The organism is Microvirga sp. (assembly GCF_014699075.1).
In the GTDB taxonomy this organism is placed as follows: domain Bacteria; phylum Pseudomonadota; class Alphaproteobacteria; order Rhizobiales; family Beijerinckiaceae; genus Microvirga.
In genome coordinates, this window is the sequence record NZ_JACXAB010000014.1 from 37,680 (window position 1) to 64,474 (window position 26,795).

Consider the following 26,795-nt stretch of genomic DNA (forward strand, 5'->3'; position numbering starts at 1 on the left):
TCCTTCTCGGTTTACCGGCCCGCGCCCAAGCAGCAGCCCGAACTGCGCTTGCCTGAGCGCCAGCACCTTCTCGCCCCGGATCTCCCCACCAAGGCATGTCAGCTTGGTACGATATATTGAAATTTAGATCCGCTCGCTTAGTTGCTCGATAACCTTACCTAAGGAGATGAGGGAACAATGCGCTTAGTGTTCTGCGCTGCGGCTGCCACTGCAGCCTTAGCTTTAGCCTCATGCCAATCCGTTCCTGCCGGCGGCGCATATCGAAGTGTCGTCGCTATGGAGTATGCGTCACAGCCGACGAAGACTGAGATCGCAAACCGGATTGCAATGGCGGTCTCCGCCTGCTGGATCGACAAGGATCCTGCATTCACCGGTTTGAGATCCGCACCTTTGACGGCATACCCGGATGCTCGTGAAAAGGCACTTCAGTTGGCACTGAAAGACCCGAAGAACGCTGAGCGGTATGCCAACATCAATATCCTGCCCGCTTCCCGCGAGAATGATACCGGCCACATCGTCCAGGTTGTTCAGCAAGGCGAGGGGGTGGCGGTCGTGTCCGTGCTCCAGCGCTCGATCGGCGCCATCCAGCGAGGTCAGTCACCCTGCTAATCGGGCGCAGGCTGATGTGTTCAAATCTCTGTTGAGCGGCTTCAGCCTGCGATCTCCCGCAGCTTTACCCGCCCGCGTTCCAGCACCATCCCGAGCTGCCCGTTCTTGAGCGCCAGCGCCTTGTCGCCGAAGAGCTTTCGGCGCCAGCCGTGGAGGGAGGGGACGTCTGCGTCGTCGCTTTCCGCGATGGCCTCCAGCTCCTCGACGGTGGCGATGATCTTCGGTGCGACGCCCTCCTGCTCGGCCACGGCCTTGAGCAGGACCTTCAGCAGGTCCACCACGGAGCCGGTGCTGTTGCGGCCGCGGCTGCGCTCCGGCATGGGGATCGTGGCCGGATCGCGGGCGAGCGCGCGCTCCACCGCCTCCAGGATTTCGCCGCCCGTGCGGGAGCGCTCAAACCCGTTGGGAATGGTCCGCAGGCGCCCGAGGGCCTCCACGCTGCGCGGCGCCGAGGTGGCGATGTCGATCACCGCGTCGTCCTTGAGGATGCGCCCGCGCGGCACGTCGCGCGCCTGAGCCTCGCGCTCGCGCCAGGCGGCGATCTCCATCAGGATGGCGATCTCCTTCTGCTTTCGCAGGCGGCCGGCGAGGCGGCGCCAGGCATTGTCCGGATCCGCCTGATAGGTCTCGGGCGACGTGAGGATCGACATCTCCTCGCCGAGCCACTCGAGGCGGCCGTTCGCCTGCAGCTGGCTCACCAGCGCCTCATAGACCTTCACCAGATGGGTGACGTCGGACAGGGCATAGGTGAGCTGGGCGTCGCTCAAGGGGCGGCGCGACCAGTCGGTGAAGCGGGAGGACTTGTCGATCTTCGCCTTGGCGAGATCGTTGCTCAGCTGCTCGTAGGACACCGAGTCCCCGTAGCCGCACACCATGGCGGCCACCTGGGTGTCGAACAGGGGCTCGGGCACGATGCCGCCGAGATTCCAGATGATCTCCAGGTCCTGCCGGGCCGAGTGGAAGACCTTGACGACGTTCCTGTTGGCCATGAGGGCCATGAACGGGTCCAGGCTCATGCCCTCGGCGAGCGGGTCGATCAGGACCGCGTCAGCGGGATCGGGGCCCGCCATCTGGATCAGGCAGAGCTTGGGGTAATAGGTGGTCTCGCGCAGGAATTCCGTGTCGACGGTGACGAACGGATGCTGGCTGAGGCGGCTGCAGGCGGAGGCCAGGGCGTCTGTGGAGGTGATCAGGTCCATGGAGCGTTCATAACCCATCTGCAAAGCGCCCGCGAGTCCGCCATCCACAGAGCTGACCCTTGGTTAAGACTTGGTAAAACCTCGCCAATTGACATGCATGCCCACTTTATTGTTATGTTGTATCACCGGCGCAACGGCCAGGATTGGTGCTCAAAAGCCACCTGAAACTGGGGGAGGTCTTCATGAAGAAGACACAGACCAAGGCTGACAAGAAGAATAACAAGGTGATCGTCGAGCTGAGCGAGAAGGAACTCGCTTCGGCTGCAGGCGGCCGCCGCATTATTGTCTATTCAACCACCTCCTGATCAATCCGATCGGTGCAAGGGAGTGCGCAGGCTTCGGCCGAAACCTCCTCCTGAGCTGAACCGGTTTGTCAGGCGCAAGGGCGCGGCTTGTCGAAAGCCGCGCCTTTTTCGTTGCCCGCGCGGCTCAGGCCCGCGTGCCCAGATTGTGCCGGGCCGCTTCCGTGAAGGCCAGCGTATCGCCGTCTATGGGCGGGGAGACCCGGCCCTCGCGCAGCACCACGATCCGGTCCGCCGCGCGGATCGTCTCCGGCCGGTGGGCGATGACGATGCGGGTGATCTTCAACTCCGCGAGCGCCCGGTTCACCTCCCGCTCCTTGTCGAGGTCGAGGCTCGACGTGCCCTCGTCCATGAACAGGATGCGCGGGCGGCGGTAGAGCGCGCGGGCCAGCAACACCCGCTGCCGCTGCCCGCCCGACAGGGTGGTGCCCATGTCGCCGATGAGCGTGTTGTAGTTCATGGGCATGGCCATGATCTCGGCGTCGATGCCGGCCACGTCCGCGCAGGCGCGCATCCAGTCGAGATCGAGCGAGGCGTCGAAGAAGCAGATGTTCTCGGCAATGCTCCCTGAGAGCAGCTGGTCGTCCTGCATCACCACGCCCACCTGCGAGCGGAAGGCCTGGGTGCCCACATGCGTGATGGGCGTGCCGTCGATCAGCACCGTGCCCTCCAGCGGCTTGAACAGGCCGAGCATGATCTTGAGCAGCGTTGTCTTGCCGCCGCCGGACGGACCCGTGACGGCCACGAACTCGCCGGCCTCGACCTTCAGGTCCACGCCGGACAGAACCTCCGGCTCGGTGTCGGCATAGCGGAAGCTCACCCCTTTCAGCTCCACCGCGCCTTTCACCTCGCGGGCGATCAGGCTCTCCCCGTGCCGGTCCTGTTCCCGTTCGGCCAGTGCGATGTCGGAGAGGCGGTCCAGGTGCAGGTCGAGCATCCGGTACTGGATGCCGGTCTCGATGAGGTTGGTGGCCTTGGAGAGGAACTGCTCCTTGTAGGCCATGAAGGCATAGAGCATGCCGATGGTAAGCTCGTTGCCCATGATGGCCCTGGCGCCGAGATAGACCACGAGCACGTTCTCGAGGCCGTAGATCAGGTCGTTTGCCGTCTTGAACCCGATGGTGAAGCGGCCGTGCCGGATGCCCCGGCTGATCTCGTCCGCATAGCGGTTCTGCCACAGGGCTGCCCGGTCGGCCTCACGCCCGAAGATCTTGATGCTTTGGATCGCGCGGGCCGTCTCGATGAAGGTGGTCTGCTCCTTGGCGGAGGCCTCGATCATCTCTTCCTGGCGCTGGCGCAAGGCGCGGTAGAGGGCAAAGCGCAGAAGCCCGTAGAGGACCAGCGCCGCGAGCACGATGCCCGACAGCTTGGGGCTGTAGATCAGGATCATCACCAGGGTCAGCGTCGCCATCACCCCGTCGACGAGCGCCGCCACCAGGCCTTCGGACACGAGGCGCTGGATCGGCTCGGCCGAGCGGAAGCGCGAGACGAGATCGCCGGTATGCCGCTTCTCGAACCAGGCGAGCGGCAGGCGCACGAGATGGTGGAAGAGGTTCGCGCCCATCTGGAAATTCAGAGCGCCGCTCAAGAACAGCAGCACATGGGAGCGCAGCCAGTCGGCTCCGATATGGATGAGCGTGAGCAGCCCGAAGCCGAGAGCGAGTGCGGTCAGAAGTCCTCCGTCGCCCTTCAGCACCGCCTCGTCGACGGCGAGCTGCATGTAGAAGGGAGTGGCGAGCACCACCAGCTGCAGAACCGCCGACAGAAGCAGCGCCTGACCCAGCGCCCGCTTGATCCCCGGCATGCGCCCCCAGAGGGCCGTGAGGCTCAGGCGCGAGGTTTCCTTCCTGCGCTCGAAGGTGCCGGTGGGAGTAAGCTCCAGGGCGATGCCGGTGAAATGGCGCCCGGCCTCCTCCAGGGTGAGGGTGCGCACGCCCACGGCAGGATCGTGGATCGTGATCCTGCGGGCGCCGACCTCTTTCAGCTCCACGAAATGGTTCATGTCCCAGTGCAGGATGCAGGGCAGCTTGATCTCGCCCAGCTGCTCGGGCTCGAGCCGCAGGCCCCGTCCGGTTATGCCGAGGCGCTGGGCCATGACCAGCACGTCCTTGAGGGTCACGCCCTTGAGCGAGATGGAGAACAGGCGGCGCAGGGCCACCAGATCCACCTCGCGGCCGTGATAGGTCGCCACCATGGCAAGGCAGGCAAGGCCGCATTCGGCGGCTTCCGACTGCATGATGGCCGGCAGGCGCGGCCCGCCGAAAAAGTCGAGGTGGCTCGAGAGCTTCACATCCGCCCCCTCACGCTGAGGATCGGCTCGAACAGCCAGGCGGTGAGGGAACGGCCCTCCAGGATGATGTCGGCCTTGAGGGTCATGTCGGGCTGGAGATCGACCGGCTGGCCGAAGGCGTCGATGCTCTGCCGATCGAGCCGCACCGTCGCCCTGTAGGCGGGCTCGGTGAGCACCATACGCCCGAGCACGTCGCCGGGGGCGAGCACCGCCTGGGATACGGTTTCGACCGTGCCGCTCACGGTGCCGAAGCGCTGGAACGGGAAGGCGTCCACCATCAGGCGCACGGCCTGGCCGGGGGCCACGAAGCCGATGGCCCGGCTCGGCACATAGACCTCGGCCTTGAGCCCCGGCCCGTCGGGCAGGAGGGTGAGGAGAGGGCGGTTGGGATCGCCCACCTGGCCGGCCCTGATCTGCAGGGCCGTGACCTTGCCGGAGACCGGCGCCGTGATCACCTGGGCGCCCTGCGCCCGAACTTCCGCCTGCTGGCGCTCCCGGTCGGCGAGGCTGAGCCGCCACCCGGCCAGGCGCTCCGCCTGCTGAACCGGCAGCTGCTCGCGCTGGAGCTGAACCTGGCCCAGCTCCTTCTCGATGGCGGCAACCTGCCGGTCGAGATCCGCCAGGGACTGGCGCCGGGACAGGTGCGCTTCTTCCAGTTTCTGGAGGGCCGCGCGGGTGACGCTTCCGCGCTCCACCAGACCGGTGAAGGTGCGCTGCCGCTCGGCGGGTGCCTGCACGCGCGCCGCCATGATCTCGCGCTGGGCCAGCAGCGCCTCGCGCTCGGCCCGCACCGACGCGATGGCGGTATCGAGCCGGTGCCGCTCCATGGCGACCCGGTCGGGATCGAAAGCAATCTGCTCCTTCAGGACCGCGACCTGGGTCTCCAAGGACGCGAGCACCGCCCGGTCGAGGGTGCCGCCGGCCTCCAACTGCTGCTGGGACGAGACCGTGAAGAGGGGCTGCCCGGCGCCGACCCGGTCGCCTTCCGCCACCTTCAGGTCGGCCACCACCCCGCCGCGCATGGCCGCCACGCGCACGGCCCCGCCGCTGGCCACTAATGACCCGACGGCCGTTTCCTTGCGGGCATATTCGGCGGTAGCGATGAAGACGAGAACAAGCCCCACGACGGCGGTGATGAAGCCGCCGAGCAGGTGCCATGAAAAAGGGGTGATCGGCGGAGACCCGGTGGCCGCCGTGGAGGTAGCCGCTTCAAGCGCTTGCGATCTGAACAGGGATTGGGTCAACGCAACACTGAAGTCCGGCTATGATCAGAGTATTGTTACATAGTATATGTCTGCCCGACAAGCGGCACGCGCGATCTTGACTCCCCATTCAATGTTACATTGTATCACATAGATGCCCGTTTCCAACGTGACCTGGGCAGCATCTGGGGGAGCAACAATGTCGAATATTCAAGTTCTGAGCGAAGAGAACCTCGGCCTCGTGGCTGGGGGGGAAGAAGTGCGAGCGGCCGCCGAGCCAGAACAGTTCGGAGCTATGGAATTGGGCGCGCAACTGCGCGAGAGTCTACGGTGGGCAACCCGGTGACTATTTCATGGACGCGTATGATGCTCTCAATAGCAAGCGGCAATCGCAACCGAAGAGCCCGCCGAAGAAGCCATGATCCTCTGACATATTGCGGATGCGCGCGGCCTAGGCACCCAAGATTTATCTGGTTGATAGGTCCGCAAGCAGAGGCTGCAAGCTCGACTATCAACGGCGCCTGTGCAGGCGCCGTTGTCGTTTAGCTGATCGGATCCTCAACCGGTGCGCCGGAACTAGGCATGGTGAAGCGCTTAGCGGCCTTGCGTCGGGCGCGGACCTGTCGCTCGGCGAGCTTCATGAGCCAGTCGAGGATGTTGTGCTCGACCTCAAGGCCGGTCTCCGCATCCTCGAGGCGCCGGATCCGGTCGACGCGGAAGCCGCGATAACCGTCCTCGGTGAGGATGTCGATGCCGCCCAGGAGCATCTTGCCCGGACCCACCTTCAACTCGCGCGCCAGCACCCAGCGCCGGGTGGCATTGCCGGCTTGGTCCACATAGTCAAGCTCCAGCGCCGCCTCCAGCGGATAGACGTGCCAATTGCCCTCGATCCGCTCCTCGACAGGAGCGTTCCGGGCCGGCCTCAACAGGGATGTTGCAAGGGTGGTAACCATAGGGACAATATGGGGTTTCACCCTTTGTTCTTCAAGGAAATCGGGGCTCGAAAAGCCTGAAATTTCCAGGGAAAACTAAGAGGAAAATGCGGCTCAAGGATGCTGTGCCGGCCATTACAGATCGCGGACGCTGCATCCGGCGTTGACCAAGGCTTTGACGACAGCGGGATGACCGAAGACATGGTCAGAACTCCACTGTCCCTTCCAGGTAGAAGACGCAGGCTCCCTCGAGCTCAACCCGGTTGCCGACGAGGCGGCAGACGATTTCCCCGCCGCGCCGCGAGGCCTGAAACGCCCTGAAGGCAGTCTTGTTCAGCTTCTCCGCCCAGAACGGCGCCAGGCCGCAATGGGCCCCGCCCGTCACGGGATCTTCAGGAATGCCCTTGGCGGGCGCGAAGTAGCGGGTCACGAAATCGAAGCCCTTGTCGCCCGCCGCCGTCACGATCACGCCCGAGCGGGCCAGCCTTGCGATCGCCGCCAGATCGGGATCGAGGTTGCGGACGATCTCGGCCGTCGCGAGCCGGGCCAGGAAGTTGGAGCCGTCCCACACCACCTCGTCCGGGGTTGCGCCCAGGGCCGACGGAAGCTCCGGCGGCGTCGCCACGAGCTCCAGGGTTCGCCTTGGAAAATCCATGACATAACCTGTGCCGGACCGGCGAACCGTGAGCGGGCCGCTCGCAGAATGGAACACGACCACCTCGCGCCCAGGCTCGAGGCGCTCCATGACGACCGCCGCGCTCGCTAACGTTGCGTGGCCGCAAAGCGGCACCTCGACCGTCGGCGTAAACCAGCGGATGTTATAGTCGCCGTTGTCGGCCACCAGAAAGGCGGTTTCCGGAAGGTTGTTTTCCGCCGCAACAGCCTGCAGCACGTCCTCGGGCGGGAACCGGTCCAACACGACGACCGCAGCCGGATTCCCGCTGAACCGGCGGCTGGTGAAAGCATCGACCTGGAAAACGGGCGCACGCATGCGGCTGGCTTATCAATGCTGGGGAAAGGCTGCAACGATTGCAGTCTTTTCCCTCTTCGGAATCTGAGGATATCTCTTTGCCGGGCGAGAGCCGGCTGCAGTCGAGTCCCTCTATCGAAGGCGTGCGATTGCTTAGACAGGCTGCAACAGCACTGCCCAGACCCGAGGCAACTCCTTGCAGATCGAAGTTCTTAAAGAAGCCAATTCACGTAGGGAAGATGATGCAGCTGCGATCTTCGTCAGTGCGCGCTAACAAGACGGGGCGCTTCCAGGCGGGAATTGTCGATGATTGCCGTTGCCCGCTTTTGCGGCTGGCAGGTCTGAAGATAGAGTGTCTGGCCTTCATAGTAGCGGCGGTCTTCCGGTGCCGACGGATCGGGATTGGAGCCGTCTCTCTGAGCTATCCGCGCATAGGATACCGCGAATGGCACGGCGAGAAAAATGCTGTAGTCCCAGAGGTCGCACAACTCGTCCCGATGAAGAAAGATGCCGTCCAGCAGCAGCACGGACGAAGGCTCTGCCTTCCGGGTCGAAACAGCGTCACGGTCGGCCTTATGGTCGAAGCGTGCAACGTCCACCCATGCCGCTCCTTGGCGGAACGGGTCGATGAGATGCCGGCGCAAAGCGTCATAATTATAGGAGTCGCGGAAGAAGCCTTCGGGGTCACCCTTGCCGCGCCGGTAGCGGATGGCCCTTGGGTTGTGAAATCCATCGATGCTTGCTCGAATGACGGGCCGCCCATGCCGCTTGATCACCGGTACAAGCTCGTCGGCAAAGCGGGTCTTTCCCGACCCGTCGACCCCATCGACTGCAACGATTCCACGCTCACCGAGCGAGGCGATCTTGTATGCGACCTGCTCCAATAGCTCTGTCCTGGACGACATTCCACCTCGCAGCTTGGTTCAGACAGCGTCTTCAGCGCTCTTGGTTGAAGCATCAATATTGCATAACGCTGATGAGACGGCACTGCACTGGCAGCGCCAAATTCGCAAGGCACCCGTATGCAGATCGAAATCCTTGAAGAAGCCACCCCGCCGGGTGCCGCCGACGTCACCGCCGGCTTGCGCGCTCACGTCATCGAGAAGACCGGCGCTCTGCCCATGATGCCTCTGACCCTGCTCCTGCGGGACGATGACGACCGGGTGCGGGGCGGCATCCGGGGCGTCATCGCGCTCTTCTGGCTGCAGGTGGACCATTTCTGGGTCGACGAGGCCTTGCGCGGGCAAGGCTATGGCGCCCGCCTGCTGAGCATGGCCGAGGAGGCCGCCCGGATGCACGGGGCCATCGGGGCGCAGCTGACCACGTCAACGTTTCAGGCGGAGAACTTCTATCGCAAGCAGGGCTATGCGGAGATCGGCCGCCTGAAGGATCGCCCGCCCGGCCACGACCGGATCTGGATGGCCAAGAGCTGGGGTGAGGGCGTGATCGAACGCTAATCCGATTGCTCTCCAGCCCGGAGCAGGAAGCCGCGTATCAGCGTCGCGGCCTCCTGCAGGTTCGTCTCCAGAAGCCAGTGCCCGCCGTCGAGAAGGTGTAATTCGGCATTCGGCAGATCCCGCAGATAGGCCCGTGCCGAGCCCTCTGGCATGTAGCCGTCCTGCGGACCCCAGACGATCAGGGTCGGCGGCTGGTGTTCGCGCAGATAGGTCTGATAGTGGGGAAACCAGGCGAGGTTGTCCTTCAGTCCGGCAATGATGTCGACGATGATCTCGCGACGCCGGTCCGTGATCAGGGACCAATGCAGCTTCCAGAGATCGGGCGGAATCCGCTCCGCGATATCAGGGCGGACATCGTTCAAAAACTCGTCCTGGAATCCTTCCTCGCTCACCGCCTCACCCAACTGGGCGCGTCGTTCCGGTGTAGGGTCGCGGAAATACTCCTGAAGCGGCGCATACTTGGGGCCCAACTGGTCCTCGTAGATATCGCCGTTCTGAATAATGAGCGCGCTGATCCTCTCAGGCTGCCTGATCGCCAGCCGCAGACCGACCTGAGAGCCGAAATCGTGGAGATACAGCGCAAAGCGCTTGATCCCGAGATGCGTTACGAAGCGGTCCAGAAAATCCGCATAGCCGTCGAAATCATAGGCAAAGGCCTCGGGCGTGTCGCTGTATCCACAGCCGGGGAAATCCGGTGCAACCAGCCTCCATCGGTCCGCCAGAAGAGGCATGAGGTTGCGGAATTCATAGGATGAGCAGGGATAGCCGTGGGGCAACAGAATCGCAGGCGCGTCCTGCGGACCCGCTTCCCGATAAAAGATCCTGAGGCCATCAAGGTCGGCCCAGCGATGCTTCACGATCGTGTTGGCTTCCATTGACGCCCCCTCGTGCCCGTCCAACAAGATTCCGAACGCCCTTGAGTTGCGGTTGGTTCAGCCCCACAGCATCAACTGCTGATGAGATGCAGACGTTGATTCAAGACCGATAGAAGAGTAATTGCCCACGCCCTTGTCAGCAGGGGCAATTCCTGAATCCATGGGGAGATGGATCGCACTGATTTGCAGCGCCTGACGAAGGAAGAGCTGATTGAGTTGGTGCTGCGGATGCAGCATCCGCAGAAGACCTCGCGCACGTCCTCAAAGCCGCCCTCGACCGATCGCAAGCAGCGTCGGGATCAGGCCAAGCCCGGCGGTGCCAAGCCGGGCCATGAAGGCCACAGCCGGATCATCAGCGCCACGCCCGATGAGGTGGTCGAGCATCGTCCTGACCAGTGCTCGTGCTGTTCGGCTGTCCTGATGGCGGATTGGCCGGGGGAGACGATCAGCATCCACGAGCAGATCGATTGCCCCATGTCACCCAACATTGGCGCCTGGCGGTGCGCTGCCCCGCCTGCGGCAAGCGGGCCGTCGCCCCCGTGCCGGACGCCGCAAAGGGGACGCCGTTCGGGCCGCGGCTGCACGCCGTGGCCACCTATCTCAAGACCTTCCAGGCCCTGTCCTATGAACGGCTGCAAGCCGCGTTGGCCGACCTCTTCAGTCTCACGATCAGCCAGGGCGGGCTGATGAACCTGCTGCAGCGGGCCCAGGGGCGCTTTGCCGAGGGCCGGGCAAAGGCGGTGGCAGCGCTGCGCCAAGCTGCGGTCGTCGCATCGGACGAGACCGGCGTCCGGATTGAGGGCTCCAACGCCTATCATTGGGTGTTTCGCTGCGCCGCGGCGGTGGTCCATCACGCTTCCCCGACCCGGGGCGCCATCGTGGTCCGGACCGTGATGGACGGGCACCGGCCCGCGGTCTGGTGTTCCGACCGCTATAGCGCGCAACAGGGCCATGCCGAAGCCCACCAGACCTGTCTGGCTCATCTCGCCCGCGACGTCGCCTATGCCGATGAGGCAAGCGAGGATGTCCTGCCCTCCCGCCTCCAGCTGTGGCTGCACCGGGCCTTTGCCCTGGCGGAGGGGGTCGGAACGCTTGCCGCCTCGACCCTGGCCCGCAAGCGCCGGGCCCTGGAGCGAAGTCTGGACGCGATCCTGGCCGCGCCGACCTCCTGCGATCTGGCCCGCGACCTGCAGACCAAGTTCCGGCGTGCCCGCGATCAGCTTCTGACCTTTGCCCACTGGCCCGGCATGGTTGACGCGACGAACAATGCCTGCGAGCGCGCCCTCAGACCCGCCGTCATTCAGCGCAAGGTGACCAATGGCTACCGGGCCATGTGGGCCGCCGAGGGCGAGGCGGACATACGCACGGTCGTTGACACGGCTCGCCTCGGTCCGGGAACCAATGCGTTCAACACAATCCTTCAGACTGTGTCCGCCTGAACCTCAGTGCGAAACCGCGCGTGGGTAATTACATAGAAGAAACATAGCTGCGTGATGTTGAGACGGAATCTGTTTTGCAGGTACAAACAGGGGCAGATGAGCGTCAGATTAGCGTGAGGCTAACGTTGGGCTGTACTTGAAGTGTTAAGTATCAGTCACAGTAAGGCGCCCACGTTCCCGAACGTCGTTGAACTTCACGTTAGGTTCCTATACCCGATATCTTGGCCGCGCTTCTGCGGCCTTGCTGGGGGCAGTATACTATGAAGAATTCTTATAAGCTCGGGCTCATCGTGATGGGTCTGATCGCCGGCATGGGCTCGGCTCACGCTCAATCCAAGGGTGACTGGGTTCTCGCCAAGTACAAGGGCGGTGGTTACTGGTATCCTGGCGTCATTCAAGCCGTATCCGGTGAGAACATCACCGTGGCTTACGACGACGGTGATCGGGAGACCCTCTCCGTCAGTGCGGTCAGGCCGTACAATTGGGCTATCGGCGGTCGCGTTGAGTGCAACTTCAAGGGCGCTGGAAAGTGGTATCCTGGGAAGATCGCGTCACTGGGTGGCGAGACTATCGGCATCAACTATGATGACGGCGACCGCGAGACAACCAAGACGGGCCGCTGCCGCTCTCAGTGATCGACTGGGCTGGCGAAGGTGACGTGCCTTCGCCAGGATCGCCTTCCGGATTGGCGCCCCAACCTCTACGTAGAAGAGGGCATTGCTGAGACGCTGGGGCTGTTGAGGTAGAGTTAGAACGTCCCGCCGTCTTTGGAGTTGGCGACGTCCTTCTTTAGGTCCTCGATCTGATCAAAGGCCTTACTGATGCCCTCATGAATCTGAATGTGAGCCCTATCATTCCGCTCCGACAACTCGAGAAGCCTCTCAACCAATGCCTTGAGGTGGTCAAGCTTCTCTTCGGTGGACATTCGATCCCAATCTTTCTGCATTCGGTTCCCCCTAGGTTAGCGAGCAAGATCTGGTGCGCTGTTGCGACCGCCACAAGATGAGCAAGTCCCGTCCTCCCGAACTCTAAGCAAAGCAGAGAGCAGGCCTTAGGTGAGACAAAACTGTGGGAGTGAACACTACAAATCTGAACCTTGCTTGATAAGCAGATCTTTGACGTACTGTAAACATCCCTGCCGCTTGCTGAACAGGCGTGCGGGCTCAGCTAAAGCAGCAAGGCAGAGAAAGCACAAAGCCAAGCGCGGGGCAGAGGTCCTGCAGGATTCGGCGACTGAACTCCGGTCAGCAGCTATAAAGTTTTGTTCTCTATTTGTTCTTGACAATCGTCCTAACCTTGGCTATAGCTGGTGCCGTCCTGCCTCGCCAGGGACGCGCCCGAGGCGTCGGTTGTGGAGGCGGGATGCGGTTCTGGCCGCTGCGGGACAAGACGCTGGTCCCACATGCCAGGGCTCTGAGTGGAGAGCATGGGACGTTTCGCCCGTTCGGGCAGGCTGGCGTTACCGATCTTCCAAGCCTCGCCAGCCCGAGGATCGTTGCATCAAGGGCTGCACACAGGATGCGCCGTGAAGCGGGTCTGAGGGTTCGTCCCTGATCCCGCCGGAGCGCGGGGCTCAGGGTCGAAAAGCCGTGCGCGGGAGGCCAAGGTGCTTCCCGTCCGGGCGGATATCCCGTCCCGACCCGATCCTTCGCCCGCTCCACCGGAGTGCAGCGAAGCAGCCTTGCCTCCCGCGCTTCCCTTCGATCGCCTGAGACAAGCCACAACAAAGCCCACAGTCGCCACCCCGACCAGGGGAGGGAGCGATACCTCACATTCGAGCGCTGCCCTGGCTCTCCTCCCCCTTGTGGGGAGGAGTTGGAGGTGGGGGTATCAGCGCTACGCTGATCCAGCTCAGCGCTCACACCCCCACCCCTTGCCCCTCCCCACAAGTGGGAGGGAATGAACATTTGGCACTCTCTTCGATCTCCTCCGTGCAGGCCCGATTTCAGCCTTCCGCCTTGACTTCCCCGGCCTCCCATGGATGTTGCGCCTCAAACCGAACCAGCAGGCTTTTGTCCATGTCCGCCTCCATGCACCGTTACCGTTCCCACACCTGCGGCGCGCTCCGCGAATCCGATGTCGGCGGGGTCGCCCGCCTGTCCGGCTGGTGCCACCGCATCCGCGACCATGGTGGCGTGCTGTTCATCGACCTGCGCGACCATTACGGCATGACCCAGTGCGTGATCGATCCGGATTCGCCTGCCTTCAAGATGGCCGAGACGGCGCGGTCCGAGTGGGTGATCCGGGTGGACGGCAAGGTGCGCAAGCGCCCGGCCGGCACGGAGAACCCGGAGCTGCCCACGGGCATGATCGAGGTCTATATCACCGACATCGAGGTGCTGGGCCCGGCGGCCGAGCTGCCGATGCCGGTCTTCGGCGATCAGGAATATCCGGAGGAGACCCGTCTTACCTACCGGTACCTGGATCTGCGCCGCGAGAAGCTGCACAACAACATCATGAAGCGCGGCGCGATCATCAACTCGCTCCGCACCCGCATGCAGAACAGCGGCTTCTTCGAGTTCACGACGCCTATTCTCACGGCCTCAAGCCCTGAGGGCGCGCGCGACTTCCTGGTGCCGTCGCGCATCCATCCCGGCAAGTTCTATGCGCTGCCGCAGGCCCCGCAGCAGTTCAAGCAGCTGATCATGATCTCCGGCTTCGACCGGTACTTCCAGCTCGCCCCCTGCTTCCGCGACGAGGACCCGCGTGCCGACCGCCTGCCGGGCGAGTTCTACCAGCTCGACGTGGAGATGAGCTTCGTCACCCAGGAAGACATCTTCCAAACCATGGAGCCGGTGATCCGCGATACGTTCAAGGAGTTCGCGGACGGCAAGCCGGTCACCGAGACCTTCCCGCGCATCCCGTATTTCGAGTCTATGCTGAAATACGGCAACGACAAGCCTGATCTGCGCAACCCGCTGATCATCGCCGACGTGTCGGAGGTGTTCGAGCGTGAGGACGTGACCTTCAACGCGTTCAAGAACGTGATCAAGTCCGGCGGCGTCGTGCGCGCCATTCCGGCCACGGGCGCCGCCTCGCAGCCGCGCTCCTTCTTCGACAAGCTCAACGACTGGGCCCGCACGGAAGGCGCGCCTGGCCTTGGCTACATCGTGTTCGAGGAAGAGGGCGGCCAGATCGTCGCAAAGGGGCCGATCGCCAAGTTCATTCCGGAGGCCGCCCAGGCCGTCATCCGCGAGAAGGCCGGCATCAAGGCGGGCGACGCGGTGTTCTTCTCGGCCGGCACTGAGGACAAGGCGGCGTCTCTCGCCGGCAAGGCGCGCACCCGCATCGGCGACGAGCTGGGGCTCACCGACAAGGACCGGTTCGCGTTCTGCTGGATCGTCGACTTCCCGCAATACGAGTGGAACGAGGACGAGAAGAAGATCGACTTCTCCCACAACCCGTTCTCCATGGCGAACCTCGACCACGATGCCTTCATGGCGCTCGACCCGACCGACAAGGACACGATCCTCAAGATCACGGCCTTCCAGTACGACCTGGTCTGCAACGGCTACGAGATGGCGTCGGGCTCGATCCGCAACCACCGTCCCGACCGGATGGTGAAGGCCTTCGAGATCGCCGGCTACGGCGAGAAGGAGGTCATGGAGCAGTTCGGCGGCATGTACCGCGCCTTCCAGTACGGCGCGCCGCCCCACGGCGGCATGGCGGCGGGCGTGGACCGCCTCGTGATGCTGCTCTGCGGCGCCCAGAACCTGCGCGAGATCACCATCTTCCCTATGAACCAGAAGGCGGAAGACCTGCTCCTCGGCGCTCCCTCCGACGTGACGCCCAAGCAGCTGCGCGAGCTGCACATCCGGTTGAACCTGCCGGAGAAGTAGGAATTCTCTTCGGAGCGTTTGGTTGACGCCTTCTCTGTCATGGCCGGGCTTGTCCCGGCCATCCACGTTTCAAGGCCGTTTTGTTTCTCTCAACCCTCATCCTGAGGAGGTCACGCAGTGACCGTCTCGAAGGAGGCTCCAGAGAACACTGGACGATCCTTCGAGACGCAGCCTGACGGCTGCTCCTCAGGATGAGGGCGGAGTGGTGGACAGCAAAGACGGGGATCCCCGGAACAAGTCCGGAGATGACGTGGGACAGGTGGGCCCTAACAATCCTACCCAGCGAGGCGCGCCGGTTGAGAAGAACGTTGACGGCGAAGGGCAGGGCGCTCACAAGGTCCTGAGTGACACGGTCAGTGCAAGGAGCGTCGGGGATGGGAGACAACATCTCGCAGGATCTGAAATCGGGGGCGATGTTCTACCATCAGTATCCGCGCCCCGGTAAGCTCGAGATCCAGCCGACCAAGCCCCTCGGCAACCAGCGCGACCTGGCGCTCGCCTATTCTCCCGGTGTTGCCGCCCCCTGCGAGGCCATCGCGGCCGATCCGGCGCAAGCCGCCAATCTCACCTCGCGACAGAACCTCGTGGCCGTGATCTCCAACGGCACGGCCGTGCTCGGCCTCGGCGATATCGGCCCGCTCGCCTCCAAGCCCGTCATGGAAGGCAAGGCGGTCCTGTTCAAGAAGTTCTCCGGCATCGACGTGTTCGACATCGAAGTGGCCGAGAACAATGTGGACAAGCTCGTCGAGGTGATCGCAGCCCTCGAGCCTACCTTCGGGGGCATCAATCTCGAGGACATCAAGGCGCCGGAGTGCTTCGAGGTCGAGGAGCGGTTGAAGGCCCGCATGGGCATTCCGGTCTTCCACGACGACCAGCACGGCACAGCCATCATCGTCGGCGCCGCCGTGACGAACGCGCTAGAATTGGCGGGCAAGCGCATCGAGGACGTGAAGATCGTCACCTCAGGCGCCGGCGCCGCCGCGCTCGCCTGCCTCAACCTGCTGGTGTCGCTCGGCGCCAAGCGCGAGAACATCTGGGTCACGGACATCAAGGGCGTGGTCCATGAGGGCCGCAACGAGCTCATGGACCGCTGGAAGCAGGTCTATGCGCAGGACACCGACGCCCGCACGCTCGCCGACGTGATCCCCAATGCGGACGTGTTCCTCGGCCTGTCCGCTGGCGGCGTGCTCAAGCCCGAGCTGCTCGCCCGGATGGCCCCGCGCCCGCTCATCATGGCGCTCGCCAATCCCTATCCGGAGATCATGCCGGAGGAAGCGGAGGCTGCCCGTCCCGACGCGATGATCTGCACCGGGCGCTCGGATTATCCGAACCAGGTCAACAATGTCCTGTGCTTCCCCTACATCTTCCGTGGCGCGCTCGATGTGGGCGCGACCACGATCAACGAGGAGATGAAGGCGGCCGCCGTGAAGGCCATCGCGGGTCTTGCCCGCGAGGCGCCGTCCGAGGTGGTGGCGCGCGCCTATGGCGGCGAGGCGCATCCCTTCGGCCGCAAGTCCCTGATCCCGAGCCCGTTCGATCCGCGCCTCATCCTGCGCATCGCGCCGGCGGTTGCCCAGGCTGCCATGGATTCCGGCGTCGCCACGCGGCCGCTGGAGGATCTCGAGGCCTATGCCGAGTCGCTGGGCCGCTTCGTGTTCCGCTCCGGCTTCATCATGAAGCCGCTGTTCTCGCAGGCGAAGGCTTCGCCTAAGCGCGTGATCTATGCCGAGGGTGAGGACGAGCGGGTCCTGCGCGCCGTGCAGGTGGTCGTCGAGGAAGACATCGCCAAACCGATCCTGATTGGGCGTCCCAATGTGGTCGAGGCCCGCATGAAGCGCTTCGGCCTCTCCATGGAGATCGGCCGGCACTTCGAGCTGGTGAATCCGGAGGACGATCCGCGCTATCGCGATTATGTCGCCACCTACGTGGAGGCGGCGGGCCGCAAGGGCATCACGCCGGATGCGGCAAGGACGCTCGTGCGCACCAACTCCACGGTCATCGGCGCGCTCGCCGTGCGGAGAGGGGATGCGGATGCGCTGATCTGCGGTCTCGAAGGGCGCTTCCAGTCCCGCGTCAAGCACATTAAGGACATCATCGGCTTGGCGCCGGGCGTCAACGAGATGGCGGCCTTGTCCTTGGTGATCACCTCGAAGGGCGCCTACTTCCTGGCCGACACGCATGTGCAGTTCGATCCGACCGCCGAGCAGATCGCCGACATGACGATCGCCTGCGCAAGCCACGTGCGCCGCTTCGGCATGGAGCCGAAGATCGCGCTCCTGTCGCATTCGGATTTCGGTGCCGCCGACAGCCGCTCTGCGCTCAAGATGCGCGAGGCGCTCGCCTGCATCACCGAACGCGCGCCTGACCTCGAGGTCGATGGCGAGATGCAGGCGGATTCGGCTCTCTCCGAAATGCTGCGCGAGCGGGTGAACCCCCATTCGCGCCTGACGGGCGAGGCGAACGTGCTGATCATGCCGAACCTGGATGCGGCGAACATCGCGTTCCAGTTCACCAAGATCCTGGCGGATTCACTCCCCGTCGGCCCGATCCTCATCGGCCCGGCCAAGCCCGCCCATATCCTGACGCCGTCCGTGACGGCCCGCGGCATCGTCAACCTCACGGCCATCGCAGTCGTCGAGGCGCAGGCGACCGAGCAGGATCAGCCGATGCTGATTTGAGACTGCAGAGACGTTTCCAATGTCATTCCGGGGCCGCGTCAGCGGAGCCCGGAATCCATAACCGCTAACGGTGCAAACAGAGGTGCGACGCTAATCGCTCTTTCCTGATACGTCGTGTCTATGGATTCCGGGCTCGGCTCTACGAGCCGCCCCGGAATGACAATGTGAACTTCACTCCGCCTTCGCGCTGATGTTCAGCTTGTTCAGCACGTCCTTCGGCTCGGACATCACCACCGCTTCGGCGATGCCGAATCCTGACGGATCCTTGGGCGTGGCGTTGACCGTGAGCTTGCCGGGCTTGGCGATGAAACGGGCGATGGCTTGGCTCAGAACCTGAGCCTGCTCCGAGTCTCCGATCATGGCCGGCACGACGAAGGCGGCCGCGGTCCCATAGGTGCGCCGAAGAGCCTCCGGGGTCGTCTTCTGCTCTTTGGCGGCCTTGGCCATGTAGCGCTCGAACAGGCCCTTGTTGTCGACCACGATGTCGAGCGCCTTGGCCTTCGTCCCGGCCAAAGCCACGGTGGCAACGGCCGTGTCGGCATCGAACACGTCCTTGCCTGCATTGCCGATCAGACCCTTGATCGCGATCGAGCCCATGTCCTGCCCCTGCGCGGAGACCTCGCTGAGCGTGATCTCCTTGGCGGCCTCGTTCCAGCTTGCAGCGGCCATGAGCGAGAGGTCGATATTCTTGTAGCCCAGCGCCACAAGCTCCTTGATGCCTTCGTCGGTGCTCTTCGTCGGCAGGGCCATTGTCAGGTTCTGCAGCCCGATCCGGAGATTGGTCGGGATGGCATTCACCGGCTTATCGGCTGTCAGCTCGAAGCCTTTCAGCGCCGCCTGAACCTTGACCTTCTTGCCCTCGTCCTCGGTCGTTCCGTGAATGGAGAAGCCCGATACGCGCAGAGTGCCGAAGGTCGGAACGAGGCTGCGCGCCGTCGCGGCATCGAGATCGTCAAAGGATTTGCCCTGAAGGTTCCTGAGGCCATCGAGCGTCTGCCGCATCGAGAAGCCCGTGAGGCTCAACGAGTCGAGCTTCATGCGGTTGTCCTTGTCGGAAAACTCGAAGCCCTCCCAGCGCATGTCCGCCGGCTGGGCATCCGTGCCGCCCGTATAGGCGATGCGGGCAATGCGGGCCTGACCCGCCGAGTCCTTGGCCTTGGACGCCATCTCGATTCCCGAAGCCTCCATGAAGCCGATCTGGAAGGCGTCCATCATGTCGGCGATGGCAGGCAGGAGTCGGGTCTGATCCTCGGATGAGAGATCGGTGCGATCCGACATTTCGGTCATTAGGGCGACGGTGCCAGTCCAGGAATCCTTCGTCGGACGTCCAAGAAAGTCGCGGCCGCCGATGCGGGCGATCTTGAAGGTGATGCCTTCCTGGCTGTCCACCAGCTGCACGTTTTCCAGCGAGAACGCCCCGTAGATCTTGGCCATAGGTGTGGAGGGGCTGTCGGCCTTGGCCTCGTAGAGCCGAGCCATGGCCGGCAGATCGACCTCTTCCATCGTAGTCCGGCCGCCGGTGATCACAGCCTTGTTCTTGGCGCCCGACGATTCCATGGCCATGGCCTCGATCACAGCCAAGGCGATCCGCCCTTCGGAGACGTCGCTGAGGACGGTGTTCCGGTAGGTTGTGGTCTGGCTCTCCTTGCCTAACGTCTGCTTCACGCGCATCTCGGGGATCGTGATCTGCTTGGCGTTGATCCGCCTGAGGCGGCTTTCCATCGGTTCGGTGGAGGCGGACGCGAACAGCGCCTCGATCTCGCCCCGCGGCGTCGATACGCCGGAGAACTCGATCCGCTTCGCCTCGTATGTTGTCGTCCCGAATGTGAAGGCGACGTTCTCGAGGCTGAAGCTGTCGGCTGATTGGGCGAAAGCGGCGCTCCAGAGCGGAACCTTGACGGCCCCGATGGTGATGCGCTGTCCGCCTGTCTCGATCACGAGATCACGCAGAACGGCCGGCTCGAAGGACAGGGCTGTGGAGCCTGCGAGCAGGGCGAGGGCGGCAACGCCGGCGCGATAACGAAGTCTCATGATGTCTCCCAAGGCCAGCCGAATCGGAGGCCGGCAACCTTTAACTGATAGGCGCTCAGGTGGGGAGAGTAGGAGGTTACGTAACGTTTTTACAACGAGAACGAGGTGCCGCAGCCGCAGGCGGCAGTCGCATGAGGGTTCTCGATCTTGAAGGACTGGCCGATCAGGTCGTCCACGAAGTCGATCACGGAGCCGTCCATGTACTGGATCGACACATCGTCCACCACCACCTTGGCCCCGTCCTTCTCGATCACGAGATCGGCGTCCTGCCGGGTCCGGTCCACGTCGAAGGCGTACTGGAAGCCCGAGCAGCCGCCGCCGTTGACGCTGATTCTCAGGTGCGAGCCTTCCGGCTCCGAGGCCATGATCTCGTTGATGCGGCGGGCGGCGCGGTCTGTGAGGGTGATACCGGTCATGGGCACTTCCAGTCCATCGAAGGACGCAAATCTTGCACTAGATGCTATGACCAAGGTAAGTGCGCCCTGACAAGGCTTCAACCCGGGGATTTGAGTGCGGCCCTTTGGCGAGAGATGGCGAGCCCCTTACGCCTGCGACCCGTGGGGGAGCCGAGGCCGGCTCTTTCCTGAGGCGGTTTCCCCGACCCGCAGTGATTTCCAGCGCGACCGGGACCGGATCATCCATTCCTCGGCCTTTCGCCGGCTCAAGCACAAGACGCAGGTGTTCGTTTATCACGAGGGCGACCATTTCCGGACGCGCCTGACCCACACCATCGAGGTGAGCCAGATCGCCCGCGCCTTGGCCCGCTCCCTGGGTCTCGACGAGGATCTGGCCGAGGCGCTGGCGCTCTCCCACGACCTCGGCCATACGCCCTTCGGGCATACGGGCGAGGATACGCTGGACGAGTGCATGGCGGGTTTCGGCGGGTTCGACCACAACGCCCAGGCTCTTCGCGTCGTCACGCGTCTGGAGCGTCGCTATGCGGAATACGACGGGTTGAACCTCACCTGGGAGACCCTGGAGGGACTGGTCAAGCACAACGGCCCGCTGCTCGATTCAGACGGCAAGCCGACCCTGCGCTACGCCGCCCGTGGCGTTCCCCTGGCGATCCTCGAATACAACGCCCAGCAGGATCTGGAGCTCGCCACCCACGCCGGCGGCGAGGCTCAAGCCGCGGCCATTGCCGACGATATCGCCTACGATGCCCACGATCTCGACGACGGCCTCCGGGCCGGGCTGTTCCAGATCGAGGACCTGGGCGAGGTGCCGTTCCTCGCAGGTCTCCTGTCCGAGATCGAGAGCCGCTATCCGGGGCTCGATCTCTCCCGTCGCATTCACGAGCTGACCCGGCGCGTGATCACCCGCTTCGTCGAGGATGTGGTGGCGGAAGGGGAGCGCAGGATCGCCGCCCTGGCGCCGCAGAGCGCGGGCGACATCAGGCAGGCGGGGAGCACGATGGTGTGCTTCTCGAAGGCCATGACGGAAGCCGATGCCTCGATCAAGCGCTTCCTCTATGCCCGCATGTACCGCTATCCCGATGTCATGAGGGTCCGGGCCCAGGCAGACGACGTGCTGCGGGACCTGTTCCGCCGCTTCAAGGCCGAGCCGGAGCTCATGCCGGAAGAGTGGCAGGCCGATCTGCCGAGAGACGACGAGCCACGTCTGGCCCGCCGTGTGGCGGATTACATCGCCGGCATGACGGACCGCTATGCCATCCTCGAGCACCGGCGCCTGTTTGACGTGACGCCGGACCTGCGTTAGGCGCACGACAGCATTTCAGGGCCGAGGGCCCTTCAGAGACAAAGTACCATGAACATTTTCGGGTTGTTCGAGAAGCGGGTTGCGGAAGCGCTTGGCCGGTTGGCCGAGGCGGGCAAAATTCCATCGGGGCTGGACGTCAGCCGCGTGGTGGTCGAGCCGCCGCGCGATCCCTCCCACGGCGATCTCGCCACGAACGCCGCCATGGTGCTGGCCAAGGAAGCGCGCATGAACCCGCGCGCCCTGGCCGAGCTGCTCGTCACTGACCTTCAGGACGATCCGCGCGTCACCAAGGTCGAGATCGCCGGACCCGGCTTCATCAACATCCGGCTGAACGCAGTCGTGCTGCACGAGGTGCTCCGCGCCGCCGTCGTCGACGCGAACGGCTTCGGCCGCAGCGACCAGGGGGCAGGCGCTCCGGTCAACGTGGAATACGTCTCGGCCAATCCCACGGGCCCGATGCATGTGGGCCATTGCCGTGGCGCGGTGTTCGGCGATGCACTGGCCGGGCTGCTCGATTTCGCCGGCTATAAGGTCACCCGCGAGTACTACATCAACGATGCCGGGGCGCAGGTCGATGTTCTCGCCCACTCGGCTTACCTCCGCTACAAGGAGGCTCTCGGCCACGAGATCGGCGAGATCCCGGAAGGGCTTTATCCTGGCGACTACCTCAAGCCCGTGGGCGAGCGGCTCGCCAAAGAGCATGGCCAGAGCCTGCTCGACAAGCCCGAGGCCGAGTGGCTGCCGCTCGTGCGCGACGCCTCCATCAACGCCATGATGGACATGATCCGGGGCGACCTCGCAGTGCTCAACATCCACCACGACGTGTTCTTCTCCGAGCGCTCCCTGCAGCAGGGGAACGGCGGTGAGGTCGCGAAGCTGATCAGCGGGCTGAGAGCCCGCGACCTCGTCTATATGGGCCGCCTGCCGCCCCCCAAGGGGCAGAAGGACGAGGACTGGGAAGACCGCGAGCAACTCCTGTTCCGCGCCACCGCGTTCGGCGACGAGGTCGATCGCCCGTTGCTGAAGTCGGACGGCTCCTACACCTATTTCGCCTCCGACATCGCCTATCACCGCTCCAAGTTCGAGCGCGGCTTCGCCTCCATGATCGACGTCTGGGGCGCCGACCACGGCGGCTACGTGAAGCGCATGCAGGCGGCCGTGAAGGCGGTCTCGGACAACAAAGCCGACCTCGACGTGAAGCTCTGCCAGATGGTGAAGCTGTTGCGCGGCGGCGAGCCGGTGAAGATGTCGAAGCGCTCCGGCGATTTCGTGACCTTGCGCGAGGTGGTCGACGAGGTGGGCCGGGACGCCACCCGGTTCATGATGATCTTCCGCAAGAACGACGCGACCCTGGATTTCGACCTCGCCAAGGTGGTCGAGCAGTCCAAGGACAACCCGGTCTTCTACGTCCAGTACGCCCATGCCCGTTGCGCGTCCGTTTTCCGGCAGGCCGGGGAGGCTTATCCAGGCGCGGACTTCTCGGCGGCTCAGCTTGAAAAGGCGGATCTCTCGATCCTGAGTGACGAAGCGGAACTGGACATCATCCACCGCATCGCCCAGTTCCCCAGGGTGATCGAGGCCGCGGCGGAAGCACATGAGCCGCACCGGGTCGCTTTTTACCTCTACGATCTCGCGAGCGCCTTCCATAGCTTATGGAATAAGGGCAAAGACTTGCCGCAATTACGCTTTGTTAATCTAACTAATGAAGATTCAACACAAGCGAGGCTCGCTCTCGTGCATGCCCTGAAGGGTGTGCTCGCATCTGGTCTCGCAATCCTGGGCGTTACGGCACCTGACGAAATGCGATAGTGTTTCCTAAAGCGGATCAAGCGCTTAGGGGTTGATCGCATCGGGTCCTGTCACGTCGTGCCGGCGGAGCAACAGGTGCTCTTGTCGCGTAACTGGAGATCCGGCGCATGAGCGAATCACCGAAGCCCCGTTTTGCCATCGACCTCAATGAGATCGAGCGGCAACTCGCCCAGGCGGGCGCCCCGCAGAACCATCAGGCCTCTGCCACGCGGAACGATCCGCTGGCGGAACTGGCTCGAATCGTGGGGCAAGACGATCCATTTCAATCGATTCTGGCCAATGACGGCTCGTCCCGTCAGCGCCCTCAGGGTGCCTCGGTGGACGATCTTTTTGCCGTCCGCGACACTATGACGCCCGCAGCCCGCGAGGTGCCGGCGCATGGATCCCACGCGGGTCAGGCTTCGCAATCCTACGATCAGGATGGCTATGCCCACCAGCCGGCCCGTCAGGACCAGGGTTACGACGAGCAGAATTCCTACGGCAACGAGGCCTATGCCCAGGACTACTACTCGGATCAGGCCGCTCAGTATCCCGACCAAGGCTATGACGACACCGACCGCCTCGATTATCCGCCGGTGGAGAAAACCCGTTCGCGCAAGGGACCCCTTGCCATCGCGGCGGTGCTCGGCGCACTCGTGCTCGGCGGCGGCGGAGCCTACATGGCGTCGGGTTCATCCTCCATCACGGGCGGCGAGCCGCTGCTGATCAAGGCGGACAACGAGCCGACCAAGGTGCAGCCGCAGAACCCGGGCGGGGTCGAGATCCCGAACCAGAACAAGCAGATCTATGAGCGCGCCAACCAGAACGGTGCCACCAAGGTGGTCAACCGCGAGGAACAGCCCGTCGACGTGCAGCAGGCCGTGCGCATGAACGGCAACGCCGTGGCTGACGCCACCGGCGGCACCGTCGGCGCATCGGGCAAGCCGCAGCAGACCGCCAGCCTCAATCTCGGCGAGCCTAAGAAGGTCCGCACGGTCACGATCCGTCCGGACGGAACCACGGCCGGCGAGGCACCGGCGCCCCAGCCTGCGGCTCCGGCCGCCATGACCCTGCCGCCCCAGGCTCAGTCCGCTCCGGTTCAGGTCGCTTCCGCCCAGGTTCCGGCCGCGCAGCCGAGGCCCGTCGCCAGCACGCCCGCGGCCGCTCCGGCCACCCCGGTTCCGACCCCGAAGCCCACACCGGCCGCAGCAACGCCCACCAGCACCCCGGCCCCGCAGCAGGTCGCCTCGGTTCAGCCGACGGCGCCGGCAGCGACGGAAACGGCCGGGGCCGGCGGCTTTGCCGTGCAGCTCGGCGTCGCCACCTCGGAGGCCGCAGCCCAATCCGTGTTCGCTTCGTTCCAGCGCAAATTTTCCGATCTCGGAGGTCAGCCTTCGATGATCCGCAAGGCCGAGGTGAACGGCAACACGGTCTATCGCGTCCGCGTCGGGCCGATGTCGAAAGAGGAGGCATCCTCCCTCTGCTCCAAGCTCCAGGGGCAGGGCGGCCAGTGCTTCGTGGCCAAGAACTGACTTAGCTTGGTACTGAACAAGCTTGGCAACCAAGATTTCTTGACCCTGCCGAGCAGGGGACTTAAGGCGCGGGTATGAACACCCGCGCCTTTATTGCTGGATGCTCCGGCTTTGAGCTCACCCCCGACGAGGTTGCCTTCTTCCGGGAAGCGCAGCCCTGGGGCTTCATCCTGTTCCGCCGCAATGTGGATACGCCTGAGCAGGTGAGGACACTCTGCGCCTCCTTGAGGGACACGGTCGGACGAACGGACGCCCCGATCCTCATCGATCAGGAGGGCGGCCGGGTTCAGCGCATGGGGCCGCCGCACTGGCCAAAATACCCAGCCGGGCGCACCTATGGACAGCTCCACGCCAACGATCCCCTCGTCCAGCGGGAGATCACCCGCCTCGGGGCTCGCCTGATCGCCCACGATCTCCGCTCCGTCGGGGTCACGGTGGATTGCCTGCCCGTCCTCGACGTGCCTTCGCCGGGCTCCCACGACATCATCGGCGACCGGGCCTACGGCAAGACGCCCGCTCAGGTGGCCGTGCTCGGCCGGGCTGCCGCCGAGGGCCTGATGGCCGGCGGTGTCCTGCCGGTGGTCAAGCACATGCCGGGCCACGGCCGGGCAGGGGCAGACAGCCACCTGGCGCTGCCCGTGGTCGAGGCCTCCCGCGAGGAGCTGGAGCGGCACGATTTCGCGCCGTTCCGCATGCTCACCGACATGCCTCTCGCGATGACGGCCCACGTGGTCTACACGGCCCTCGACCCGGACCATCCCGCCACAACATCCCGCATCGTCATGGAGGAGATCATCCGCGGCCATATCGGCTATGACGGGCTGGTGATGACCGACGACCTGTCCATGCATGCCTTGTCGGGATCCTTCCGGAGCCGCACCGAGGCGGCTTTTGCGGCCGGTTGCGACATGGGCCTCCACTGCAACGGCAGCATGGAGGAGATGAGCGCGGTGGCCGAGGCCGCCCCCATCCTGGCGGGAGATGCCCTGCGCCGTGCTAACGCTGCGTTAGCGCGCATCACCCACGATCCGGAGCCCCTGGATCCTGTGGATGCCCGGGCGCGGCTCGATTCTGCTCTTGCGATGATTGCCTAAAGCCCGTGAAGCTTCGCGGAGTGAGTTGAGTAGCGTCCATGGCCAAGCCCTTACCCTTTGACGACGTCGAGATGAACGAGCGCGCCGAGAGCGAGCCGGCGCTGCTCGTCGACGTGGACGGGTTCGAAGGGCCGCTCGACCTGCTGCTTGAGCTCGCCCGCCGCCAGAAGGTTGATCTCCACCGCATCTCGATTCTAGCCCTCGCCGAGCAGTACATCGCCTTCATCGAGGCGGCGCGGCGCATGCGCCTGGAGCTTGCGGCCGACTACCTCGTGATGGCGGCGTGGCTCGCCTATCTCAAATCCCGCCTCCTGCTGCCGGAGCCGCCGAAAGGCGAGGAGCCGAGCGCCGAGGATCTGGCCTCTGCGCTCGCGCTGCGCCTGCGCCGCCTGGAGGCGATCCGCGAGGCGGCCAAGAGGATGGGCGAGCGCGCCTGGCTGGGCCGCGACGTGTTCGCCCGCGGCGCCCCGGAGCCTGTCATCATCAACCGGGATTCCCATTACGAGGCCAGCCTCTACGACCTGCTCAAGGCCTATGCCGTGCAGCGGCAGATGCGGTTCAACGCCAGGGTTTCGCTCCATAAGCGGAATGTCTGGTCCCTGGTCGAGGCCCGGGAGGCCCTGGAGCGCCTTGTCGGCCACCTGGGCGATTGGGTGACCCTCGATACCTATCTTGTGGAATACATGGTCGAGCCCGCCATGCGCCCGACCGTTCTGGCCTCGGCCCTCTCCGCCACCCTGGAAATGGTGCGTGAAGGCAAGCTCACGATGCGCCAGGACGAGGCTTTCGCGCCGGTCTGGGTCAAACCCGTTGCCGACCCGGCCGAGGCAGGAGTTTAG

General features: G+C 64.2%; 22 protein-coding genes and 1 pseudogene. 12 read left to right on the top strand and 11 right to left on the bottom strand.

Annotated elements, in window-relative coordinates; all coding sequences use genetic code 11:
• The first annotated feature begins 177 nt into the window (after positions 1 to 177).
• Entirely contained in the window at positions 178 to 609 is a 432-nt protein-coding gene (locus IC232_RS18330; protein ID WP_190846426.1) for a hypothetical protein, read from the top strand.
• 41 nt (positions 610 to 650) lie between these two features.
• Here the strand turns inward: IC232_RS18330 and rnd are convergent, their stop codons facing one another.
• Positions 651 to 1,808, bottom strand: a complete 1,158-nt coding sequence (gene rnd / locus IC232_RS18335; RefSeq protein WP_190846427.1) for a ribonuclease D — start codon at positions 1,806 to 1,808, stop codon at positions 651 to 653.
• Between the two features lie 182 nt (positions 1,809 to 1,990).
• On the opposite strand from rnd, the gene IC232_RS32915 reads away from it, so the two are divergent.
• On the top strand, positions 1,991 to 2,113 hold the full coding sequence (locus IC232_RS32915) for a hypothetical protein (protein ID WP_281413400.1): 123 nt from the start codon (positions 1,991 to 1,993) through the stop codon (positions 2,111 to 2,113).
• Between the two features lie 124 nt (positions 2,114 to 2,237).
• Here IC232_RS32915 and IC232_RS18340 read toward each other — a convergent pair whose 3' ends face one another.
• From IC232_RS18340 to IC232_RS18360, 5 genes are all read right to left on the bottom strand, one after another.
• On the bottom strand, positions 2,238 to 4,400 hold the full coding sequence (locus IC232_RS18340; protein WP_210335417.1) for a peptidase domain-containing ABC transporter: 2,163 nt from the start codon (positions 4,398 to 4,400) through the stop codon (positions 2,238 to 2,240).
• A complete protein-coding gene (locus IC232_RS18345; protein ID WP_190846428.1) occupies positions 4,397 to 5,644 on the bottom strand; it encodes an HlyD family efflux transporter periplasmic adaptor subunit in 1,248 nt (415 codons plus the stop codon). Before IC232_RS18345 ends, IC232_RS18340 begins: the two co-directional genes overlap by 4 nt.
• A 500-nt stretch (positions 5,645 to 6,144) precedes the next feature.
• Positions 6,145 to 6,576 carry a hypothetical protein gene (locus IC232_RS18350; RefSeq protein ID WP_312895194.1) on the bottom strand — a complete coding sequence of 144 codons (432 nt, stop codon included), beginning with the start codon at positions 6,574 to 6,576 and terminating at the stop codon, positions 6,145 to 6,147.
• Positions 6,577 to 6,739: 163 nt separating this feature from the next.
• The gene (locus tag IC232_RS18355) at positions 6,740 to 7,525 is read right to left on the bottom strand and encodes a PhzF family phenazine biosynthesis protein (protein ID WP_190846429.1); all 786 of its coding nucleotides are present in this window, start codon (positions 7,523 to 7,525) and stop codon (positions 6,740 to 6,742) included.
• 239 nt (positions 7,526 to 7,764) lie between these two features.
• Positions 7,765 to 8,388: a uridine kinase gene (locus tag IC232_RS18360; RefSeq protein ID WP_246812277.1), complete on the bottom strand. Its 624-nt coding sequence runs from the start codon at positions 8,386 to 8,388 to the stop codon at positions 7,765 to 7,767.
• Positions 8,389 to 8,526: 138 nt separating this feature from the next.
• Between IC232_RS18360 and IC232_RS18365 the strand changes: the two genes are divergently transcribed.
• Positions 8,527 to 8,961 (top strand): GNAT family N-acetyltransferase, encoded by a 435-nt coding sequence (locus tag IC232_RS18365; protein ID WP_190846431.1) that lies wholly within the window; start codon positions 8,527 to 8,529, stop codon positions 8,959 to 8,961.
• Here IC232_RS18365 and IC232_RS18370 read toward each other — a convergent pair.
• On the bottom strand, positions 8,958 to 9,836 hold the full coding sequence (locus IC232_RS18370) for an alpha/beta fold hydrolase (protein WP_190846432.1): 879 nt from the start codon (positions 9,834 to 9,836) through the stop codon (positions 8,958 to 8,960). The two genes, IC232_RS18365 and IC232_RS18370, sit on opposite strands and share 4 nt — an antisense overlap.
• Before the next feature lie 57 nt (positions 9,837 to 9,893).
• Positions 9,894 to 10,073 (bottom strand): hypothetical protein, encoded by a 180-nt coding sequence (locus IC232_RS18375; RefSeq protein WP_190846480.1) that lies wholly within the window; start codon positions 10,071 to 10,073, stop codon positions 9,894 to 9,896.
• Between IC232_RS18375 and tnpC the strand changes: the two are divergent.
• Together tnpC and IC232_RS18385 are read left to right on the top strand one after the other, a co-directional pair.
• A pseudogene (gene tnpC, locus IC232_RS18380) lies at positions 10,005 to 11,275 on the top strand (IS66 family transposase). The gene IC232_RS18375 and the pseudogene tnpC overlap by 69 nt on opposite strands.
• 260 nt (positions 11,276 to 11,535) lie before the next feature.
• A complete protein-coding gene (locus IC232_RS18385; protein WP_190846433.1) occupies positions 11,536 to 11,910 on the top strand; it encodes a tudor domain-containing protein in 375 nt (124 codons plus the stop codon).
• A gap of 113 nt (positions 11,911 to 12,023) precedes the next feature.
• Here IC232_RS18385 and IC232_RS18390 read toward each other — a convergent pair whose 3' ends face one another.
• Positions 12,024 to 12,200 carry a hypothetical protein gene (locus IC232_RS18390; protein WP_190846434.1) on the bottom strand — a complete coding sequence of 59 codons (177 nt, stop codon included), beginning with the start codon at positions 12,198 to 12,200 and terminating at the stop codon, positions 12,024 to 12,026.
• A gap of 1,105 nt (positions 12,201 to 13,305) precedes the next feature.
• Between IC232_RS18390 and aspS the strand changes: the two genes are divergently transcribed.
• Positions 13,306 to 15,114 (top strand): aspartate--tRNA ligase, encoded by a 1,809-nt coding sequence (gene aspS / locus IC232_RS18395; RefSeq protein WP_190846478.1) that lies wholly within the window; start codon positions 13,306 to 13,308, stop codon positions 15,112 to 15,114.
• 374 nt (positions 15,115 to 15,488) lie between these two features.
• On the top strand, positions 15,489 to 17,792 hold the full coding sequence (locus IC232_RS18400; protein WP_190846435.1) for an NADP-dependent malic enzyme: 2,304 nt from the start codon (positions 15,489 to 15,491) through the stop codon (positions 17,790 to 17,792).
• 171 nt (positions 17,793 to 17,963) lie between these two features.
• Here the strand turns inward: IC232_RS18400 and IC232_RS18405 are convergent, their stop codons facing one another.
• Positions 17,964 to 19,823, bottom strand: a complete 1,860-nt coding sequence (locus tag IC232_RS18405; RefSeq protein WP_190846436.1) for a hypothetical protein — start codon at positions 19,821 to 19,823, stop codon at positions 17,964 to 17,966.
• An 89-nt stretch (positions 19,824 to 19,912) separates the two neighbouring features.
• Entirely contained in the window at positions 19,913 to 20,239 is a 327-nt protein-coding gene (erpA, locus tag IC232_RS18410; RefSeq protein WP_190846437.1) for an iron-sulfur cluster insertion protein ErpA, read from the bottom strand.
• A 94-nt stretch (positions 20,240 to 20,333) separates the two neighbouring features.
• On the opposite strand from erpA, the gene IC232_RS18415 reads away from it, so the two are divergent.
• The 5 genes from IC232_RS18415 to IC232_RS18435 all read left to right on the top strand — a co-directional run bounded on the left by IC232_RS18415 (position 20,334) and on the right by IC232_RS18435 (position 26,795).
• On the top strand, positions 20,334 to 21,542 hold the full coding sequence (locus IC232_RS18415) for a deoxyguanosinetriphosphate triphosphohydrolase (protein ID WP_190846438.1): 1,209 nt from the start codon (positions 20,334 to 20,336) through the stop codon (positions 21,540 to 21,542).
• A gap of 48 nt (positions 21,543 to 21,590) precedes the next feature.
• Positions 21,591 to 23,351: an arginine--tRNA ligase gene (gene argS, locus IC232_RS18420; RefSeq protein WP_190846439.1), complete on the top strand. Its 1,761-nt coding sequence runs from the start codon at positions 21,591 to 21,593 to the stop codon at positions 23,349 to 23,351.
• Positions 23,352 to 23,458: 107 nt separating this feature from the next.
• On the top strand, positions 23,459 to 24,862 hold the full coding sequence (locus IC232_RS18425; protein ID WP_190846440.1) for an SPOR domain-containing protein: 1,404 nt from the start codon (positions 23,459 to 23,461) through the stop codon (positions 24,860 to 24,862).
• 74 nt (positions 24,863 to 24,936) lie between these two features.
• On the top strand, positions 24,937 to 25,956 hold the full coding sequence (nagZ, locus tag IC232_RS18430; RefSeq protein WP_190846441.1) for a beta-N-acetylhexosaminidase: 1,020 nt from the start codon (positions 24,937 to 24,939) through the stop codon (positions 25,954 to 25,956).
• Between the two features lie 38 nt (positions 25,957 to 25,994).
• Positions 25,995 to 26,795 (top strand): segregation and condensation protein A, encoded by an 801-nt coding sequence (locus IC232_RS18435; RefSeq protein ID WP_190846442.1) that lies wholly within the window; start codon positions 25,995 to 25,997, stop codon positions 26,793 to 26,795.

Bases quoted from the DNA above. Each gene is read 5' to 3' on its own strand.
- IC232_RS18405 (WP_190846436.1), bottom strand. From the start codon at position 19,823: ATGAGACTTCGTTATCGCGCCGGCGTTGCCGCCCTCGCCCTGCTCGCA.
- IC232_RS32915 (WP_281413400.1), top strand. From the start codon at position 1,991: ATGAAGAAGACACAGACCAAGGCTGACAAGAAGAATAACAAGGTGATC.
- IC232_RS18355 (WP_190846429.1), bottom strand. From the start codon at position 7,525: ATGCGTGCGCCCGTTTTCCAGGTCGATGCTTTCACCAGCCGCCGGTTC.
- IC232_RS18365 (WP_190846431.1), top strand. From the start codon at position 8,527: ATGCAGATCGAAATCCTTGAAGAAGCCACCCCGCCGGGTGCCGCCGAC.
- IC232_RS18370 (WP_190846432.1), bottom strand. From the start codon at position 9,836: ATGGAAGCCAACACGATCGTGAAGCATCGCTGGGCCGACCTTGATGGC.
- argS (WP_190846439.1), top strand. From the start codon at position 21,591: ATGAACATTTTCGGGTTGTTCGAGAAGCGGGTTGCGGAAGCGCTTGGC.
- IC232_RS18400 (WP_190846435.1), top strand. From the start codon at position 15,489: ATGGGAGACAACATCTCGCAGGATCTGAAATCGGGGGCGATGTTCTAC.
- IC232_RS18375 (WP_190846480.1), bottom strand. From the start codon at position 10,073: ATGCTGCATCCGCAGCACCAACTCAATCAGCTCTTCCTTCGTCAGGCG.
- rnd (WP_190846427.1), bottom strand. From the start codon at position 1,808: ATGGACCTGATCACCTCCACAGACGCCCTGGCCTCCGCCTGCAGCCGC.
- IC232_RS18390 (WP_190846434.1), bottom strand. From the start codon at position 12,200: ATGTCCACCGAAGAGAAGCTTGACCACCTCAAGGCATTGGTTGAGAGG.
- nagZ (WP_190846441.1), top strand. From the start codon at position 24,937: ATGAACACCCGCGCCTTTATTGCTGGATGCTCCGGCTTTGAGCTCACC.
- aspS (WP_190846478.1), top strand. From the start codon at position 13,306: ATGCACCGTTACCGTTCCCACACCTGCGGCGCGCTCCGCGAATCCGAT.
- IC232_RS18385 (WP_190846433.1), top strand. From the start codon at position 11,536: ATGAAGAATTCTTATAAGCTCGGGCTCATCGTGATGGGTCTGATCGCC.
- IC232_RS18435 (WP_190846442.1), top strand. From the start codon at position 25,995: ATGGCCAAGCCCTTACCCTTTGACGACGTCGAGATGAACGAGCGCGCC.
- IC232_RS18425 (WP_190846440.1), top strand. From the start codon at position 23,459: ATGAGCGAATCACCGAAGCCCCGTTTTGCCATCGACCTCAATGAGATC.
- IC232_RS18330 (WP_190846426.1), top strand. From the start codon at position 178: ATGCGCTTAGTGTTCTGCGCTGCGGCTGCCACTGCAGCCTTAGCTTTA.
- erpA (WP_190846437.1), bottom strand. From the start codon at position 20,239: ATGACCGGTATCACCCTCACAGACCGCGCCGCCCGCCGCATCAACGAG.